The organism is Alistipes sp. CAG:268 (assembly GCA_000434235.1).
GTDB lineage: Bacteria > Bacteroidota > Bacteroidia > Bacteroidales > Rikenellaceae > Alistipes > Alistipes avistercoris.
The window spans coordinates 7,008-24,521 of record FR891976.1; the positions used below are offsets into that span (position 1 = coordinate 7,008).

A 17,514-nucleotide genomic window follows, 5' to 3' on the forward strand; every position below is an offset into this window, starting at 1 on the left:
CGAGAAGCCCAACTTCCTCATCACGGAGGCCATGCGCGGTTTCGGGGCCATCCTGCGCCTGCAGTCGGGCGAGGAGTTCATGGACAAGTACCACCCGATGAAATCGCTCGCACCGCGCGACGTCGTGGCCCGGGCCATCTACCGCGAAATGACGCGCCGCGGCGAGGACTTCGTCTACCTCGACGTGACGCACAAGGACCCCGATTCCGTCCGCAGCCACTTCCCCAACATCTACGAGAAGTGCCTCTCGATCGGCATCGACATCACGAAGGACTGGATCCCCGTCACCCCGGCGGCCCACTACTGCTGCGGCGGCGTGCGGGTCGATACCAACGGGCAGACCTCCATCAAGCGGCTCTACGCTCTGGGCGAAACCTCCTGCACGGGACTTCACGGCGCCAACCGCCTGGCCTCCAACTCGCTCATCGAGGCGGTGGTCTACGCCGACCAGGCCGCACGCCATACCGCCTCGCTCATCGACCGCACCGACTTTCAGGAGGGGATTCCCGACTGGGACTTCGAGGGCACGCAGCACACCGAGGAGATGCTCATGCTCATCCAGTCGAAGCGCGAGGTACAGTCGATCATGTCGAACTACGTCGGCATCGTGCGCTCGAACCTCTCACTCAAGCGCGCCATGCGGCGCCTCTCGATCCTCTTCGAGGAGACCGAGGAGCTCTACAACAAGACTAAACCCAACCGCGAACTGTGCGAACTGCGCAACATGATCGCCGTGGCCTACCTGGTCATCAAACAGGGCCGCGAGATCAAGGAGTCGGTCGGATGCCATTACAACATAGATTACCCCAAGCAATAACGCATGACCCTACAGGAAGAGATCACACGCCGGCGGACCTTCGCCGTCATCGCCCACCCCGACGCGGGTAAAACCACCCTTACGGAAAAACTGCTCCTCTTCGGCGGCGCCATCCACGTGGCCGGAGCCGTCAAGAGCAACAAGATCAAGAAGGGGGCCACCTCCGACTTCATGGAGATCGAGCGCCAGCGCGGCATCTCGGTGGCCACGTCCGTCATGGGCTTCGAATACGAAGGCCGCAAGATCAACATCCTCGACACCCCGGGCCACGAGGACTTCGCCGAGGACACCTACCGCACGCTGACGGCCGTCGATTCGGTCATCATCGTCATCGACGGCGCAAAGGGCGTCGAGGCGCAGACCCGCAAGCTGATGGAGGTCTGCCGCATGCGATCGACGCCGGTGATCGTCTTCATCAACAAGCTCGACCGCCCCTCGAAGGAGCCCTTCGACCTGCTCGACGAGGTCGAGAAGGAGCTGCACATCCGCGTGCGGCCGCTGGCCTTCCCCATCTCGAACGGCCCCACCTTCAAGGGCGTATACAACCTCTACGAGAAGAACCTCTCGCTCTTCACCTCGGACGAGAAACTGACGGCCGACGCCTCGACGGTCGAGATCTCGAACCTCGCGTCGCCCGAACTGGACCAGCGCATCGGCGCCAAATATGCCGACCAGCTGCGTCAGGATGTCGAACTGGTCGAAGGGGTCTACGACGACTTCGACCGCGAGGCCTACCTGCGCGGCGAACTGGCCCCCGTCTTCTTCGGTTCGGCCGTGAACAATTTCGGCGTGCGCGAGCTGCTCGAGTGCTTCATCCGCATCGCCCCCTCGCCGCGCCCGGCCCCGACCGAGACCCGCACCGTGGAGCCCTCGGAGCCCAAGATGACGGGCTTCGTCTTCAAGATCCACGCCAACATGGACCCCAACCACCGCGACCGCATCGCCTTCCTGAAGATCTGTTCGGGCACGTTCGAGCGCAACCGCAACTACCTCCACGTCCGCAGCGGCAAACAGATGAAGTTCTCTTCACCGACGGCCTTCATGGCCGAGAAGAAGTCGGTGATCGACTTCGCCTATCCGGGCGACATCGTGGGCCTGCACGACACGGGCAACTTCAAGATCGGCGACACCTTCACCGAGGGCGAAAAGCTCAAGTTCACGGGCATCCCGTCGTTCGCCCCCGAGCAGTTCCGCTACATCGAGAATGCCGACCCGCTGAAGTTCAAGCAGCTGGCCAAGGGCATCGACCAGCTCATGGACGAGGGCGTGGCACAGCTCTTCACCTCGTCGCTCAACGGCCGCAAGATCATCGGCACGGTGGGCGCCCTGCAGTTCGAGGTGATCCAGTACCGCCTCGAGCACGAGTACAACGCCGCATGCCGCTGGGAGCCCATCTCGATTTACAAGGCCTGCTGGATCGAGAGCGACAACGCCGCACAGCTGGCCGACTTCAAGCGCCGCAAGCACACCAACATGGCCGTGGACAAGCACGGACGCGACGTCTTCCTGGCCGACACGAGCTACGCCCTGGCCCTGGCCCAGGAGAATTTCAAGGAGATCCGGTTCCACTTCACCTCGGAGTTCTGACCCACGGAGGAAGGGGGCTCCGATGACCCGGGACGGTAATCCGCCCCGACCGGCCGGTCTGCCGCCGGGATCGACACCCCGACGCCTCCAACCGCTCCAACATACAGATCGGGCCGCCGCCGGAATCCCGGCAGCGGCCCGATTTGCATTTGGCCCAAAGCTGAGCGGCACCCACCGTCCCGCCCGCCTCCGGCGGATCACTTCACGGAGTCGATCTCCTTCAGCAGCTCCTCGACAGCCGTCCGCAACTGCGTATCCTCCCCCTGCACGACCGTCTCGGGCGCGTTGAGCACCAGGATGTCCGGATCGAGCTGCTTGTTCTCCAGATAACTGCCGTCGGGCAGGCGGTAACCGATAATGGGAATGCCGAAGACCAGCGACGGATCCTGCAGGGTCTCCCACGAGACGCTGGTCATGGTTCCCGGCACGGGTGCGCCGACCAGCTTGCCCAGTCCCTGGTGCTTGTAGACCCACGGCGTGCCGTGCGCGTTCGAGTAGTTGGCCTCGCACTGGAGCATGATCGAAGGCTTGTTCCACCGCCGGCTGGGCATGTCGCACGCCTCGCGCCCGCGGATGACCTGCGTCACATACTTCCGGCCGCTGAAGAGCACCTCAATGTCCTCGTGCAAGCGGCCGCCGCCGTTGAAGCGCGTGTCGATCACAATGCCGTCGCGGTCGTTGTAACGGCCCAGGATATCGGAATAGATGTCACGGAAACTCTCGTCGCCCATCGAGCGGATGTGCACGTAACCCAGACGTCCGTTCGACCAGCGGTCCACATCGGCCGCCCGCTGCTTCACCCAGCGCGTATAGAGCAGGTCGGAGAAAGCTCCGGAGGTGATCGGCAGCACGACCTCCTCCCACCGCTCGCGGCTTTCGGGGTCGTAGAGCGACACGAGGGTCTTGCGGTGCGCCTTGCCGTTGAGCAGCAGCGAGCAGTCGTTCTCGGGGGTCACCTCCTCGCCGTCGATCTTCTCGATGACGACGCCCTTGCGGACCTTCGAGTTGGCGTGGTCGAACGGCCCCTTGGCCACCACCTCGGCCACCATCAGCCCCTTGCCGGCATAGTCCCAGTCGAAGAGCAGGCCGAGACTGGCCGTCGCCTCGACGGCACCCCGCGCGGAGTAGCGGCCGCCGGTGTGCGAGACGTTGAGCTCCCCGAGCCACTCGCTCAGCAGCTCGGCAAAATCGAAATTGTTGGCAATGTGGGGCAGGAAGCGGCGGTAATTGGCCGTCATGGCCTCCCAATCGACCCCGTGCATCTGCTCCGTGTAGAAGCGCTGCTTCTGCTGCATGTAGACATGCTGGAACATGGCGGCACGCTCCTCGGCCAGATCCATCTTCATCCGCGCCGAGAAGGTCACCGGCTTGAGATTCGACCCGTCGAGCTTGCGGAGCTGCCCGCCCAGGAGGAAGATCGTCCCCTCGCCGTCCATCTCGAAGCGGCCGTAACCGGCATTCTTCGACACCAGCTGCGGATCCCGCTTGCGCAGGTCGAGTTTCCAGAGGTCGAAACCCTTCTCGAACGACGCCAGGTAATAGAGCGTCTCGCCCTTCTTGTCCACGATCGCCGAAGCGAGGTTCGACGAGTTCGGCGTCAGGCGCGCGATGCGGTCCTCGATTCCCTCGAGCTCGACCACGATCGGCTCAACGGCCGGCGTCTCCTCCTTCTCCTTCGCAGCAGCCTCCTGTTCCTTGTCCGACTTCTTGCCCTTCTCCTTGGCTTTCTTCTCCCGCTCGGCCTTCTCGCGGGCCTTCTTCTGCTCCTCCTCGAGGGCCTTGCGCAGTTCGTAGTCCTCCTTGCTCAGGCGGAACTTGTCGTAGGCATCCTGATTGAGGAAGACGAGCATCACGTCGCTCAGCGAACCCCACGAAGCGTGGGCCCGCATGCCGTAGCGGTCGGTCTCGAAGAGGATGGCATTGCCGTCGAGCACCCACCGCGGCGACGAACTGAAGTAACCGCTGCGGGTCAGGTTCGTGATCTCACCGCCCTCGGCGCTGACCAGACCGATATCCGAATAGGGGTCGTGGCGGTTGCCGATGAACTCGAGGGCAAACCACCGCCCGTCGGGCGACCAGCGGTAGTCGAAGCCGCCGCCGGTCCCGTACCACGTGCTGCCGTCGGTGACCTGGTGCACCTTCTTCGAGTCGAGATCGACGACCATCAGCCGGTTGCGGTCCTCGATGAAGGCCAGCTGCTTGCCGTCGGGCGAGAACTGCGGGCAGGTACGCTCGAGTTTCGACTCGGGCAGCAGCCGCTCCTCGCGGAGCACCGTCGCGTTGGGGAATCCTTTCTCCTCATCGCGCACGATCGTCGCCCGATAAAGGTCCCATTTGCCGTCCCGCTCGCTGGCATAGACCAGCGTCCGGTTGTCGGCGCCCCACGTCACGTCGCTCTCCGTGGCGGCCGTCTCGGTCACCCGCTTCGTCGTGCCGTACTCGACCGAGGTCACGAAGAGTTCGCCGCGCACCGTGAAGGCGATCTGCTTGCCGTCGGGCGACACGGCCGGGTCCGAAGCCCCGGAGGTGAAGTGGAAGATGGTCTCCTGCCCGGCATCGTCGCGCGTAAGGTCGATCACCACCTTGCGGGGCTTGCCGCCGGCCGGCTGGGTATAGATCTCGCCGTTGTAGGCATAGCACAGCGTGCCGTTGTCACCCACCGAAAGGAAACGCACGGGATGCGTGCGGAAATGGGTCACGGCAGTTGCCTCGGCCGGGTTGTCCAGCGGGAACGAGTAGACGTTGAACGACCCTCCGTCGCGCTCGCTGAGGAAGTAGACCTGCGCCCCGTCGGGTGAAAGCACCGGATTGCGGTCCTCGCCGGCTCGCTGCGTCAGATTGACGTGGCTGCCGTCGGCCGGACGGTAGAGCCAGATATCGCGGGTGATCGACGAGGTATGGTGCTTGCGCCACTCGTCCTCACCGCCTTTGCGGTCCTGATAGAGAAAAAAGCTGCCGTCGCGGCCGAAGCAGACCGCCTCGGCCGGAGTGCCCAGCACCTGTTCGACACGTCCGCCCCCCACGGGCACACGATAAAGTTCGGGCATCGAAGATTTCGGGAACAGGGCACTGGCGGCCGGATCCTGGATCGAGGCTACGAAAAGAACATATTCCCCATCGGGAGAGAAGGCCGTGGAGACCTCCGAGGCGGAATTGAAGGTGATCCGCCGGGCGGGACCGCCCTCGGACGACATGACATATAGGTCGGAACCGCCTTCGCGGTTGCTGGCAAAGGCGATCCGCGTCCCGTCGGGACTCCAGACGGGGCTCGATTCATACGACTCCTGCGTGGTCAGCTGCACGGCCTTGCCGCCGTCGGCCGCCACCTTGTAAATATCGCCCTTGTAGCAGAAGGCGATCTGCTGCCCGTCGGGCGAAATCTTCACATCGCGCAGCCACAGCGGCTCGGCGGCAAGCGCCCATTCCGCCGCCAGGCCGAGGGCCATACAGAGAAACAGCTTCTTCATCGGTTCTTGGTTTTTGCGGTAAAACTGGAATTATTCCGTGCTAAGATAGGAATTTATCCGCGAAAAGCCCGCGAATCGACCCCGAAAATGCGTCCTTGAAGCCCGGGCCGCACCGCGCGCTCCGCCCGGCGGGGACACAACGAATCACCGGCCGAGTACGTCCCAGAACCGCGCGGGGAGGTGGATGTTCTCCACCCGACGGGCCGCTTCGAACAGCGGAGCGATCTCCGCGGGCGTGAAACCCGCAATCCCGCAGCCGATCTCCGTGACGAGAAACGTCATCCGGGGATGCTGCCGGGCGAAACCGATGAACTCGTCCACATAGGGACGGATCGTCTCCACTCCGCCCTGCATGGTGGGGATGGCATAGCTCTCTCCCTGCAGCCCAACCCCCTGTCCCCAGACGGCCCCGAACTTCAGGCTGGCCAACCGGGCAGCACCTCCGCCGTGCATGCCCGCCAGGTTGCTGCCGAATACGAATATCTCCCCGGGCCGAAGCTCCGTGATGCGGTCAGGTGTCGTTCTCATAGTGATGCGTTTTGTTGTAAAGATACAAAAAAATACAACCGCCGCGACAGGAGTATTTCGCAGCAAACAAGCCATTACCCCGTCCGTCGGGTATTGTGTACGGGATCGGTATTGGATTGACTTCCAAAAGATATCCGAACGAGTTCACCCGTTTGTCCGCCCGTCCATCCCTGGTCTCGCACCGTTTCCGCCAATAAATATAAGATTATCAGAAAAACAAGCACAAAAAATGACAGACTCCGCAAAAGGTCTTACGGATGAACCCTTCCGCAAAGTCTGTCACTTTTTATTCGGCAAGCGCAAATCAGATTCTCTTAAATGTATATGTTATTGCTGCTTTATAACCGTCATCGTCTATTTCCTCGAAAAGGACGAGTTGCGTTTTCGTTAATTGTTCGATTTTAAATGTCCCATTATATTCATATTCTTGGGGAATTGTCAAAACATTGTTTGAGATAGAATATTTTAAGGGCCATTCTTCCTGCAATTGGTTGTTTTCATAATAATTAAAACTTTTGTATGTGCCCGATCCATCCTCATTGAATGTGTAGGTGTAATAGAACCCGTAATCGTCGTTCACATCATCGATCGGATAGGTTATATCCTTATCAAATTTACCTTCTCCTGGCACAATTTCATAGCCGACCTCACGTGTAATCTGCCATGTTCCGACGATCGACGCATCTTTGTTATCGTCTTTGTCATCATCGGAGCATGCCGAAAACGAGACTGCCGCAAACAGAGCGGCCGCAAAGAAAAACAACTTTTTCATTGTTGTAATAAGTTTTTGTTTGTCGTCCCAGCACCCGTACGACGGTTAAAGTTTGGGTAAAAAAACAGAAAGCGCGGTGCTGAAAACTTATTTAGTCAAACAGGTCGTAGGAAACCTAAGGTATAAATAAGCAACAACACCACGCCTATATCCACGAATGGATATGACGCGGCAAGATGTTAGCCTTTCTCTACCTTATCCGAATTTCCTACGTTCGTTTGACGAGAATAAGCTACACTTTCCGTGTATTCAATATGTTACTGCAAAAGTAACACATTCGGCGGAAAATGCAAAACATCTTGCCCGTTCGGGTGTTGTTGCTCGTATTTATGATTCTATGGTGCAAGCATAGCCGTATTTATTCAGTCGTTACATAAAAACAGACCCTGCAGTCGGTCATCAGTCCGTCTGGCAAAGTCTGCGCCTTGATTCGCCCCTTTTGCTCGGCAACAATCATCTGCGGGGTAAATTCCTCCTCATTCATCTCTTTCGCCAGAATCTTCCCGTTGTACTCGGATTCATATTTCAGCATGATCTGGCGAATCAACTGTCGATTCGGACAGTTGGGTTTGGGTTGGTTGGTGTCAAAATTCCAGAATTTGGGATCGACCGACACACCCAGACTCTTCATCGTCCGTTTACGATCCTTCGTAATGCGCAACATGAGCGGATGCTCCCCGTTGGCGAGGGTCTTGCTTTTGAAGCAAATGACTGAAATTGTGGCGTCCATAGCCTTTTGGCGGTTTACACCACGGTTTACACACCCTGCGTAAAATGCCGCAAAAACGGGGTCGGAAGCCCCTGCGCGAACAACCTGCCAGAAACGAAAAAGGCTCGGCAATCGTCAGATTGTCAAGCCTTTTCTTCAGTCGGGGTGACTGGATTCGAACCAGCGACCACACGCCCCCCAGACGTGTACTCTAACCGGACTGAGCTACGCCCCGATCCTTGCCCTCCGGGAGAATTACCTCTCCGTTTGGGATTGCAAATATAGTACTTTTTTCAGAAACAAACACATTTCTGCCATATTTTTTTCTATTTTTGCGGAAATGAAACGAATTTCACTCCTCCTGGCCCTCCTGACCGCCCTCTGCTTCGGCAGTTGCGGCACTCCCCGGCTCGATCCCGGGGCCTTCACCGAGACCATATATGCCCCGGCCTACGCCACGGGATTCGACATACGCGGGCTCGCCGCCGACAGTCTGTCGCTCGCGGACCGAAGCGCAGCCTCCGAGGCCCCGACACTCATCACCGTCCGCAACCCGTGGCAGGGAGCATCCGACATCGAGCAGCACCTGCTCGTCCTGCGGGGCGACGCCGAAGCTCCCGCCGCATTCAACGGCACCGTGGTCCGCGCCCCGGTCGAGCGCGTCGTCTGCATGTCTTCGGGACACATCGCCTTCTTCGACGCCTTAGGAGAGACCGACCGCATTTCGGGCGTTTCGGGCATCGACTACATCTCCAATCCGCGCATTCAGGAGAACCGGCAGGCCGGGAAGGTCCATGACATCGGGTTCGACTCGAACATCGACTTCGAACGGCTGGCCTCGATGCGGCCCGGCATCGTCCTGCTCTACGGCGTAACGGGAGAAAACGTCGCCGTGACGGGCAAGCTCCGCGAATTGGGCATACCTTATGTATATGTGGGCGACTATGTCGAGAACTCCCCGCTCGGAAAGGCCGAATGGCTCGTTGCGATTGCCGAACTCTGCAACCGGCGCGAGACCGGCACCGACACGCTGCGACACATCGCAGCCCGCTACGAGGCACTGAAGGCCACCCCGGCTGCCGGCCGCCCGAAGGTGATGCTCAACACCCCCTACCGCGACACATGGTTCATGCCGCCACGCAGCAGCTACATGGTCCGCCTCGTGGAGGATGCCGGCGGCGCATACATCTACCCGCAGAACGACACGAACGCCTCGCAACCCATCGACATGGAGGAGGCCTACCTGCTGGCCCGCCAGGCCGACGTGTGGATCAACGTCGGGGGCTGCAACACGCTCGCGGAGCTGACGGCGCAGAATCCGAAATTCGCCGACGTGCCGGCCGTGAAGGAGCGCCGCGTCTTCAACAACAACCGCCGCCAGACCCCGTCGGGCGGCTCCGATTTCTGGGAGTCGGGCAACGTCCGTCCCGACCGGATTCTCCGCGACCTGCGCACCATCTTTTCCGGTGGGGACGCCGACTCGCTGTGGTACTACAAACGCCTCGAATAGACGATGAACCGCACGGCCCTCCTCTTCACGCTGCTGACGCTGCTCACCGCCGCACTCTTCGTCGCCGACCTCGCCTCGGGCTCGGTTCCCGTTGCCGCCGGTGATGTCTGGGCCGCCCTGACCGGAGGCGTGTGCGACCCCGCCACGCGGGACATCATCCTCAAGATCCGTCTGCTGAAGGCCGTCATGGCCGTTGCCGCCGGTGCTGCACTGGCCGCCAGCGGACTGGAGATGCAGACCCTCTTCCGCAACCCGCTGGCCGGGCCCTACGTGCTGGGCGTCAGTTCGGGCGCTTCGCTCGGCGTGGCGATCTTCCTGCTCGGGGCTCCACTGCTCGGAATCGGAAGCCATGCCTTCGTCCAATCGCTCGGCATCGCCGGCGCCGCCTGGCTCGGGTCGGCTCTCGTGCTGGCGCTGATCATGGCCGTCAGCCGCCGGATCAAGGACATCATGGTGATCCTGATCCTCGGCATGATGTTCGGCTCGGGGGTGAGCGCCGTAGTCGAAATCCTGCAGTACCTCTCGAACGAAAACGCCCTCAAGTCGTTCGTCATCTGGACAATGGGATCGCTGGGCGACGTCACGGGGAGCCAGCTGGCCCTCGTGCTGCCGATCGTCGGGGCGGGTCTCGTACTCGCGGTCGCAGTGATCAAACCCCTGAACCTGCTGCTGCTCGGCGAAAACTATGCCCGCACGATGGGGCTCAACGTACAGCGGGCCCGGACGCTGATCTTCCTCTCGACGGTTCTGCTGGCCGGAACCATCACGGCCTTCTGCGGGCCGGTCGGTTTCATCGGCCTGGCCGTGCCCCACATCGCCCGCATGCTCTTCGCCTCGGCCGACCACCGCATCCTGATGCCCGGTTCGATGCTCACGGGTGCCGCACTGCTGCTGGTCTGCGACCTGGCGGCCAAGCAGCTGGCGCTCCCGATCAATACGCTCACGGCCCTGTTGGGCATCCCGGTCGTGATCTTCGTCGTCACCCGTAACCGCACCCTCTTCTGATGAGCCTCACACTCCACCGCATCTCGCTCGCCTACGGCAGCCGCACCCTGCTGCAGGAGGTCTCGGCCGAATTCGCCGACCGCACCCTAACGGCCCTGATCGGCCGCAACGGCACGGGCAAGAGCACCCTGCTGCGCGCCGTCGCCGGACTGGGACCGCTTGCCGGCGGCCGCATCGACCTGTGCGGGGAGCCGCTCGACACCCTCACGCCGCAACGACGAGCCGCAACGATCTCGTTCGTCACCACCGACAAGGTGCGGATCGCCAACCTCACGTGCGAAGCCGTCGTGGCCCTGGGACGCGCTCCCTACACCGATTGGATCGGCCGCCTGCACGAGGAGGACCGCCGCATCGTGGCCCGCTCGCTCGAACTGGTCGGCATGGGCGGCTTTGCCCGCAAGACGATGGACCGCATGTCCGACGGCGAATGCCAGCGGGTCATGATCGCCCGGGCGCTGGCACAGGACACCCCCGTGATCCTGCTCGACGAACCCACGGCGTTCCTCGACCTGCCGAACCGCTACGAACTGGCGACGCTCCTCGGCAGGCTGGCCCACGACGAGGGCAAGTGCATCCTCTTCTCGACCCACGATCTTGACGTCGCCCTCTCGCTCTGCGACGGAATCGCCCTGATCGACACGCCGCACCTGCACCATCTCCCCTGCGATGAAATGGTGCGCAGCGGACTGATCGAGCGGCTTTTCGCCGGAGAGAGCGCCTGCTTCGACGCCGCGACCCGCACCGTACGGTTGCGCTGACCGGCCCGCCGACGGCGGCAGAGCCTCTACGGTCCGTCCCGCAGCCGCCGCTCCGGACGACACCGGGCCGTTTTGCCGCTCTTTTTCACATTTTTTCACCACTTTTTTTGCACAAGTCACTTTTTTGCTTACCTTTGCACCGCTAAAGCAACCCGTTTACGGGAGGCGATAGTGGTAAAGGCCCATTCGTCTATCGGTTAGGACGCAAGATTTTCATTCTTGAAAGAGCAGTTCGATTCTGCTATGGGCTACAAACGAGGGGTGCCGGAAAGCGGCGCGCCGCCTGTAAGAAGGCCGAACGGAAAAGGCAGGAAACCGGAGGAGACCGGACCCGCAAGGAGGCTGGAAGGGGCGGAGGCGAAGCCGGAAGGTGCTCTACGGGTGTTGAAAAGACGAGGAGCGGGCCCCGGTCCATCCGAAAGCAGCTACGGCTGTCGCAACAAGCAGACTGAAAAAATAAAAAAAATAAACTTACACGAATTATGGCAAACCATAAGTCCTCGAAGAAAAGAATCCGTCAGACGGCGACCAAGCGCGCACACAACCGCTTGTTCCACAAGACGGCCCGCAACGCCGTGAAGGCTCTGCGTACGACGACCGAGAAGAGCGCAGCCGAAGCGCTCCTGCCGAAGGTTACGTCGATGCTCGACAAGCTGGCCAAGCACAACATCATGCACAAGAACAAGGCTGCCAACCTGAAGAGCGCCATCCAGCTTCACGTGAACGCACTCTAATTCTGCGGGATCGGCGGGAATCCGCTTTCAAGCAAAAAGCTGACTTTTCAAAGTCAGCTTTTTTTGTTCGCCGAAGTCCGGCACTCTTGTCCGGAGGACGGGACTTTCCAAGAGAGGAGGCTACCGGATCGTTCGGACTTGCGGGCATGGAGGTAGGACCGCGCATCCCCAGATCCGCCCGAAGGGCCCCGTGCGGCTGCAGCCTGAAAACGCCGCCGCCCCGGACGTACCTCGCGATACGGCCGGGGCGGCGCAATACAGCAGATTGCTACTTGAGGGCGTCGATGACGGCCGCGATCCGGTCGAAGACCTCGTCCATCGTACCCACGCCGTCCACCGATGCATACTTGTTCTGCCCGGCGTAGTAATCGGCCACCACGGCCGTCTGCTTGTGGTAGACGTCCAGCCGGCCGCGGATCACCTCCTCCGAGGCATCGTCGGCGCGGCCCGAATCCTTGCCGCGGAGCAGGATCCGGCGGACCAGCTCCTCCTCCGGAACATGGATGTCCACCATGATATCGACCTTCAGGCCCTCCTTGGCCAGGATCTTGTCGAACTCCTCGGCCTGCACTGTCGTGCGGGGGAATCCGTCGAAGATGCAGCCCTTGGCATCCTTGTGCTCGGAGACGTAGTTGGCGATCATGCCGATGACGATCTCATCGGGTGCCAGCTTGCCCTCCTTGATATACTGTTCCATGCTGCGGCCCAGCTCCGTACCGCGGCGGATCTCGTCACGGATCACCTCGCCCGTCGAGACGTGGTCGATGCCGTAATGTTCCTTCAGACGCTGCGCCTGCGTACCTTTTCCGCAGCCCGGAGCACCGAATAAAACGATGTTTATCATAACCGAATCCGTTTTTGTGATTGTTCGGACAAAATTACTGTAATTTTTGAGAAACGGCAAAGAATCGTTAGATTTGTAAAAAATTTCACATTCCCATGGAAGCCAAGAAACGCACCGAGATCGCCACGCTGGGCGAGTTCGGACTCATCGACCTGCTGACGCAGGATTTTCCCGCACGGAACGCCTCGACCCTGCGGGGTGTCGGCGACGATGCCGCCGTGATCATGCCCCCGGCCGGTGAGGCGATGCTCTGTACGACCGACACCTTCTTCGAGGGGATCGATTTCGACCTCACCTACTTCCCGCTCAAACACCTGGGATACAAGGTCGTGACGGCGGCCATCAGCGACCTGCTGGCCATGAACGCCCGTCCCTCGCAGCTGACCGTCTCGCTGGGCGTCTCGTCCAAGTTGCCCGTAGAGGCCCTGCAGGACCTCTACGAAGGGATACGCTTCGCCTGCAAGGAACAGGAGATCGACCTTGTCGGCGGCGACACGCGGGCCTCGATGAACGGGCTGACGATCGGCCTGACGGCCCTGGGGCATGCCCCGCAGGAGCAGATTGTCCACCGCAGCGGAGCCCGGCAGAACGACCTGGTCTGCCTGACGGGCAACCTCGGCGCCGCCTACATGGGCCTGCGGCTGCTCGAGCGCGAAAAGCGCGTCCTTTCCGACGTCAAGAACCCCGAACCGCAGTTCAAGGGCTACGAATACCTGCTCGAGAAGTACCTCAAGCCCCGCCCGCGCACCGACATCATCGAAGCGCTGCGTGAGGAGCAGATCCTCCCCACGTCGATGATCGACCTCTCGGACGGGCTCGCGAGCGACCTCATGCAGCTCTGCAAGGCCTCGCAATGCGGCGTACGAATCTACCTCGACCGGATTCCGATCGCACGGCAGACCTCGGCGCTGGCCGACGAGATGCACATGGACCCGGTCGTGGCGGCGCTCAACGGAGGCGAAGACTACGAACTGCTCTTCACCGTGCCGCTCGCCATGCAGGAGCAGGTGATGCGGCTCGGGCTGGTGGACGTCATCGGCCACATCACCCCCGCATCGACAGGCGCCTTCCTGGTCACCCCCGACGGACAGGACATCCGCCTCCGGGCCCAGGGGTTTCCCGAGAAGTAAAAAAAGACGCTGAAAATTACCATCATTGGGAAATTCTTCCTATCTTTGCGGTCCCGAAAAGGGATTAACCATTAATCAAAAGGTATTATGAACAATTACGAAACCGTTTTCATTGTCACGCCGGTCCTCTCGGATGCACAGGTGCAGGAGGTCGCTGACAAATTCCAGGGCGTCATCACCGAGAACGGCGGTCAGATTGTGAACAAGGAGTCGTGGGGGCTTCGCAAGCTCGCATACCCCATTCAGAAGAAGACCACCGGGTTCTACTTCCTGATGGAGTTCACGGGCGAGGGCTCGCTCATCAACACGCTCGAGACGCAGTACCGCCGCGACGAGCGCGTGATCCGTTTCTTAACTTTCAAGCAGGACAAGTACGCCGTAGAGTATTCGGAGAAACGTCGTGCAAAACTTTCTAACAAGCAGGAGGAGTAAACCATGGCACAGGAGAACAAAGCACAGTCGGAAATCCGTTACCTCAATCCCGTATCGGTAGACGTCAAGAAGAAGAAGTACTGCCGCTTCAAGAAACTCGGCATCAAGTACGTTGATTACAAGGACGGCGAATTCCTCAAGAAGTTCCTCAACGAACAGGGCAAGATCCTTCCCCGCCGACTGACGGGTACCTCGCAGAAGTTCCAGAAGAAGGTCGCACAGGCCGTGAAGCGTGCGCGTCACCTCGCCATTCTGCCCTTCGTAACCGATTGTATGAAATAATTTAAGGAGGACATTACAATGGAAGTCATTCTGATCAAAGATATGGAGAATCTGGGCTACGCCAACGACATCGTGAACGTGAAGCCCGGTTATGCAAACAACTACCTGATCCCGCAGGGCATCGCCAAGGCCGCCACGGCTACGGCCAAGAAGGTGCTGGCCGAGAACCTGCGCCAGCGTGCCCACAAGGATGCCAAGATCCTTGCCGACGCACAGGCTCTGGCCGAGACGATCGCCAACCTGCCGCTGTCGCTGGCTGTCAAGGCCGAGGAGGGCAAGCTCTTCGGTACGGTGACCGCTGCCGACCTGGCCGAGGCTCTCGCCGCCAAAGGCATCACGGTGGATCGCAAGCAGATCAGCGTCGATGCGATCAAGACCGTCGGCGAGTACGAGGCTACGGCCCGCCTGCACAAGGAGGTCAAGGCTACGATCAAATTCTCGGTTACCACTGCAGAATAAGGTCGCAAGCGACTCATCAAGCAAAAGAGCTTTCCTCGCGGGAAAGCTCTTTTTTCGTTTTCATTGGTCTGGATCGGCATGCGGCCAGGCCCGAAAGGCTCTGCCGGCACGACGTGTACGGAGGATCTGCAGCCCGGAATCCGGCAACCACGCAAACCGGCGGCACGGAAGCAAGATCTCCGTTGTTCCGACACTGTGTCCGTCAGAATCCCTGCCCACAAAACCGTTCCAAAGCGTCCCCACAGTGCCCCGAGGGAGAGGGGCTGCCGGGGAGAGCGAATCCAATTCCGCGCGTGCCACACCCTGCATCGAGCCGGACTCCGGGGTGCCTTCCTCACTGAAGTTCCGGCCCATAGATGCTTCCCAGAGTCCGTTGCCGCGTCTCCTCGCTCCACCCCGCCCAACCGTCAGCCGATCTCAAGCATTCCCCGCCAACACTCCGCTCCAGCAAGGCATAAAAAAGGGCCGCAGACTTCCGTCCGCGGCCCTCGGTTCGGGATCACTCCCCCTGCGGGAAGTTACTCCTTGTCTTCCTTCTTGGCGGCAGCCTCCATGGCGCTCTTCAGAGCAGCCAGGCCGGCGATGTCACCCAGCGTCGTCTTCTCAACCGAAGCGTTGATCTTCTTCACGGTCGATTTCGTAGCATCGGCAGCAGCACGCTTCTCAGCCTTCTCGGCAGCAACAGCCTCACGACGTGCATCGTCGTAGGTGCGCAGGTGCGAGAGGGTGATGCGCTTGGTGGCCTTCGAGAACTCGATCACCTTAAAGTTGAGCTTGTCGCCCACCTTCGGGGTCGTACCGTCCTCCTTGACCAGCTGGCGGGCCGGGCAGAAGCCCTCGATGTTCTCGCCCAGAGCGACAACGGCGCCCTTGTCGGTCATCTCGGTAATCGTACCCTCGTGGATGCTCTCAACCGGGAACTGAGCCTCGAAGCCGTTCCAGGGGTTCTCCTCCAACTGCTTGTGGCCCAGCGAGAGGCGACGGTTCTCCTTGTCGATCTCGAGTACGACCACATCGATGTCGGCACCGACCTGCGTGAACTCGCCCGGGTGCTTCACCTTCTTGGTCCAGCTCAGATCCGAGATGTGGATCAGGCCGTCGATGCCCTCCTCGATCTCGACGAATACGCCGAAGTTCGTGAAGTTGCGCACCTTGGCCGTGCACTTCGTGCCGACGGGGTACTTGGTCTCGATGTTCTCCCACGGATCGGGCGTCAGCTGCTTGATGCCGAGCGACATCTTGCGCTCCTCACGGTCGAGGGTCAGGATAACGGCCTCCACCTCGTCACCGACCTTCATGAACTCCTGGGCCGAACGCAGGTGCTGGCTCCACGACATTTCGGATACGTGGATCAGACCCTCTACACCCGGAGCGATCTCGACGAATGCGCCGTAGTCAGCCATGACAACGACACGGCCCTTGACCTTGTCGCCGACCTTGAGATTGGGATCGAGAGCCTCCCACGGATGCGGGGTGAGCTGCTTCAGACCCAGGGCGATACGCTTCTTCTGGTCGTCGAAGTCGAGGATCACAACGTTGATCTTCTGATCGAGCGAAACGATCTCCTCGGGGTGGTTCACGCGGCCCCACGAAAGGTCGGTGATGTGGATCAGACCGTCCACACCGCCCAGATCGACGAATACGCCGTAGGAGGTGATGTTCTTGACGGTACCCTCGAGGATCTGACCCTTCTCGAGCTTCGACATGATGACCTGCTTCTGGGCCTCGAGCTCGGCCTCGATGAGGGCCTTGTGCGAAACGACCACGTTGCGGAACTCCTGATTGATCTTCACCACCTTGAACTCCATGGTCTTGTCTACATAGATGTCGTAGTCGCGGATGGGCTTCACGTCGATCTGCGAACCGGGGAGGAAGGCCTCGATGCCGAAGACATCGACGATCATGCCGCCCTTGGTGCGGCACTTGATGTAACCCTTGATGATCTCGTCCTTCTCCAAGGCCTCATTGACACGATCCCAGCTCTTGAGCTGACGGGCCTTCTTGTGCGAGAGAGCCAGCTGGCCGTTCTTGTCCTCGGCCGACTCGACGTAGACCTCGATCTTGTCACCGACCTTCAGATCGGGATTGTAGCGGAACTCCGATACGGGGATCACGCCCTCGCTCTTGTAGCCGATGTTCACCAGCACCTCGCGCTTGGTGATGGCCGTTACGGTACCCTCGACCACTTCGCCGACAGCGACGTTCGAAAGCGTCTTGTCATAAGCCTCGGTGATCTGCTCCTTGGGCTGATCGTACACGCCCAGATCGTTCTCGAAGGCGTTCCAGTCGAAATTCTCGTTTGCGACCACGTTCTTTACTTCTTCCATTGTGGAAATTGAATTTTGCGATACAATCGCTCGTTAAACGGTTAATAATTAAGTTCATACCCGCACCGACGCACACGACGTGTACGCGCGCGGGACTGCAAAGATATATCTTTTTCGTTGAAAATCAAAAATTTCAGTCTTTTTTCAGTCCTT

15 protein-coding genes, 2 tRNA genes and 1 pseudogene are annotated in these 17,514 nt (G+C 60.3%); 11 read left to right on the forward strand and 7 right to left on the reverse strand.

The genetic code is table 11. From position 1 onward, the window contains the following. Together QZL63_RS02415 and QZL63_RS02420 are read left to right on the forward strand one after the other, a co-directional pair. Positions 1–817: L-aspartate oxidase (locus QZL63_RS02415; RefSeq protein WP_290585662.1), on the forward strand; the 817-nt coding region annotated here is incomplete at its 5' end. A 3-nt stretch (positions 818–820) separates the two neighbouring features. Next, positions 821–2,404 (forward strand): peptide chain release factor 3, encoded by a 1,584-nt coding sequence (locus tag QZL63_RS02420; protein WP_022307747.1) that lies wholly within the window; start codon positions 821–823, stop codon positions 2,402–2,404. 197 nt (positions 2,405–2,601) lie between these two features. Here the strand turns inward: QZL63_RS02420 and QZL63_RS02425 are convergent, their stop codons facing one another. From QZL63_RS02425 to QZL63_RS02445, 5 genes and pseudogenes are all read right to left on the reverse strand, one after another. Beyond that, entirely contained in the window at positions 2,602–5,871 is a 3,270-nt protein-coding gene (locus tag QZL63_RS02425) for a S41 family peptidase (protein WP_022307748.1), read from the reverse strand. 144 nt (positions 5,872–6,015) lie between these two features. Continuing rightward, positions 6,016–6,399: an A1S_2505 family phage non-structural protein gene (locus tag QZL63_RS02430; protein ID WP_022307749.1), complete on the reverse strand. Its 384-nt coding sequence runs from the start codon at positions 6,397–6,399 to the stop codon at positions 6,016–6,018. A gap of 304 nt (positions 6,400–6,703) precedes the next feature. Beyond that, positions 6,704–7,171: a lipocalin family protein gene (locus QZL63_RS02435; RefSeq protein WP_022307750.1), complete on the reverse strand. Its 468-nt coding sequence runs from the start codon at positions 7,169–7,171 to the stop codon at positions 6,704–6,706. Between the two features lie 412 nt (positions 7,172–7,583). Continuing rightward, a pseudogene (locus tag QZL63_RS02440) lies at positions 7,584–7,901 on the reverse strand (Arm DNA-binding domain-containing protein); the annotation flags it as partial. 139 nt (positions 7,902–8,040) lie between these two features. Further along, positions 8,041–8,115, reverse strand: a tRNA-Pro gene (locus QZL63_RS02445). 105 nt (positions 8,116–8,220) lie between these two features. Between QZL63_RS02445 and QZL63_RS02450 the strand changes: the two genes are divergently transcribed. The 5 genes from QZL63_RS02450 (at position 8,221) to rpsT (ending at position 11,887) form a co-directional block, all read left to right on the forward strand. Continuing rightward, the gene (locus tag QZL63_RS02450) at positions 8,221–9,390 is read left to right on the forward strand and encodes an ABC transporter substrate-binding protein (protein WP_022307752.1); all 1,170 of its coding nucleotides are present in this window, start codon (positions 8,221–8,223) and stop codon (positions 9,388–9,390) included. 3 nt (positions 9,391–9,393) lie between these two features. Then, a complete protein-coding gene (locus QZL63_RS02455) occupies positions 9,394–10,395 on the forward strand; it encodes a FecCD family ABC transporter permease (protein ID WP_022307753.1) in 1,002 nt (333 codons plus the stop codon). Beyond that, positions 10,395–11,153, forward strand: a complete 759-nt coding sequence (locus tag QZL63_RS02460; protein ID WP_022307754.1) for an ABC transporter ATP-binding protein — start codon at positions 10,395–10,397, stop codon at positions 11,151–11,153. Before QZL63_RS02455 ends, QZL63_RS02460 begins: the two co-directional genes overlap by 1 nt. 179 nt (positions 11,154–11,332) lie before the next feature. Next, positions 11,333–11,404, forward strand: a tRNA-Glu gene (locus QZL63_RS02465). 231 nt (positions 11,405–11,635) lie between these two features. Then, a complete protein-coding gene (gene rpsT / locus QZL63_RS02470) occupies positions 11,636–11,887 on the forward strand; it encodes a 30S ribosomal protein S20 (RefSeq protein ID WP_022307755.1) in 252 nt (83 codons plus the stop codon). Between the two features lie 268 nt (positions 11,888–12,155). Here the strand turns inward: rpsT and QZL63_RS02475 are convergent, their stop codons facing one another. After that, the gene (locus QZL63_RS02475) at positions 12,156–12,731 is read right to left on the reverse strand and encodes an adenylate kinase (RefSeq protein ID WP_022307756.1); all 576 of its coding nucleotides are present in this window, start codon (positions 12,729–12,731) and stop codon (positions 12,156–12,158) included. Positions 12,732–12,826: 95 nt separating this feature from the next. On the opposite strand from QZL63_RS02475, the gene thiL reads away from it, so the two are divergent. From thiL to rplI, 4 genes are all read left to right on the forward strand, one after another. Continuing rightward, complete coding sequence (gene thiL, locus QZL63_RS02480) at positions 12,827–13,861, forward strand: thiamine-phosphate kinase (protein ID WP_022307757.1); 1,035 nt, start codon at positions 12,827–12,829, stop codon at positions 13,859–13,861. An 87-nt stretch (positions 13,862–13,948) separates the two neighbouring features. Then, positions 13,949–14,293, forward strand: coding sequence for a 30S ribosomal protein S6 (gene rpsF / locus QZL63_RS02485; RefSeq protein ID WP_022307758.1), 345 nt, complete (start codon positions 13,949–13,951; stop codon positions 14,291–14,293). 3 nt (positions 14,294–14,296) lie between these two features. Then, a complete protein-coding gene (gene rpsR, locus QZL63_RS02490; protein ID WP_018694586.1) occupies positions 14,297–14,575 on the forward strand; it encodes a 30S ribosomal protein S18 in 279 nt (92 codons plus the stop codon). Between the two features lie 18 nt (positions 14,576–14,593). Then, positions 14,594–15,034: a 50S ribosomal protein L9 gene (gene rplI, locus QZL63_RS02495; RefSeq protein ID WP_022307759.1), complete on the forward strand. Its 441-nt coding sequence runs from the start codon at positions 14,594–14,596 to the stop codon at positions 15,032–15,034. A gap of 518 nt (positions 15,035–15,552) precedes the next feature. On the opposite strand, the gene rpsA is transcribed toward rplI, so the two are convergent. Then, positions 15,553–17,361, reverse strand: a complete 1,809-nt coding sequence (rpsA, locus tag QZL63_RS02500; protein ID WP_022307761.1) for a 30S ribosomal protein S1 — start codon at positions 17,359–17,361, stop codon at positions 15,553–15,555. Positions 17,362–17,514 lie beyond the last annotated feature (153 nt).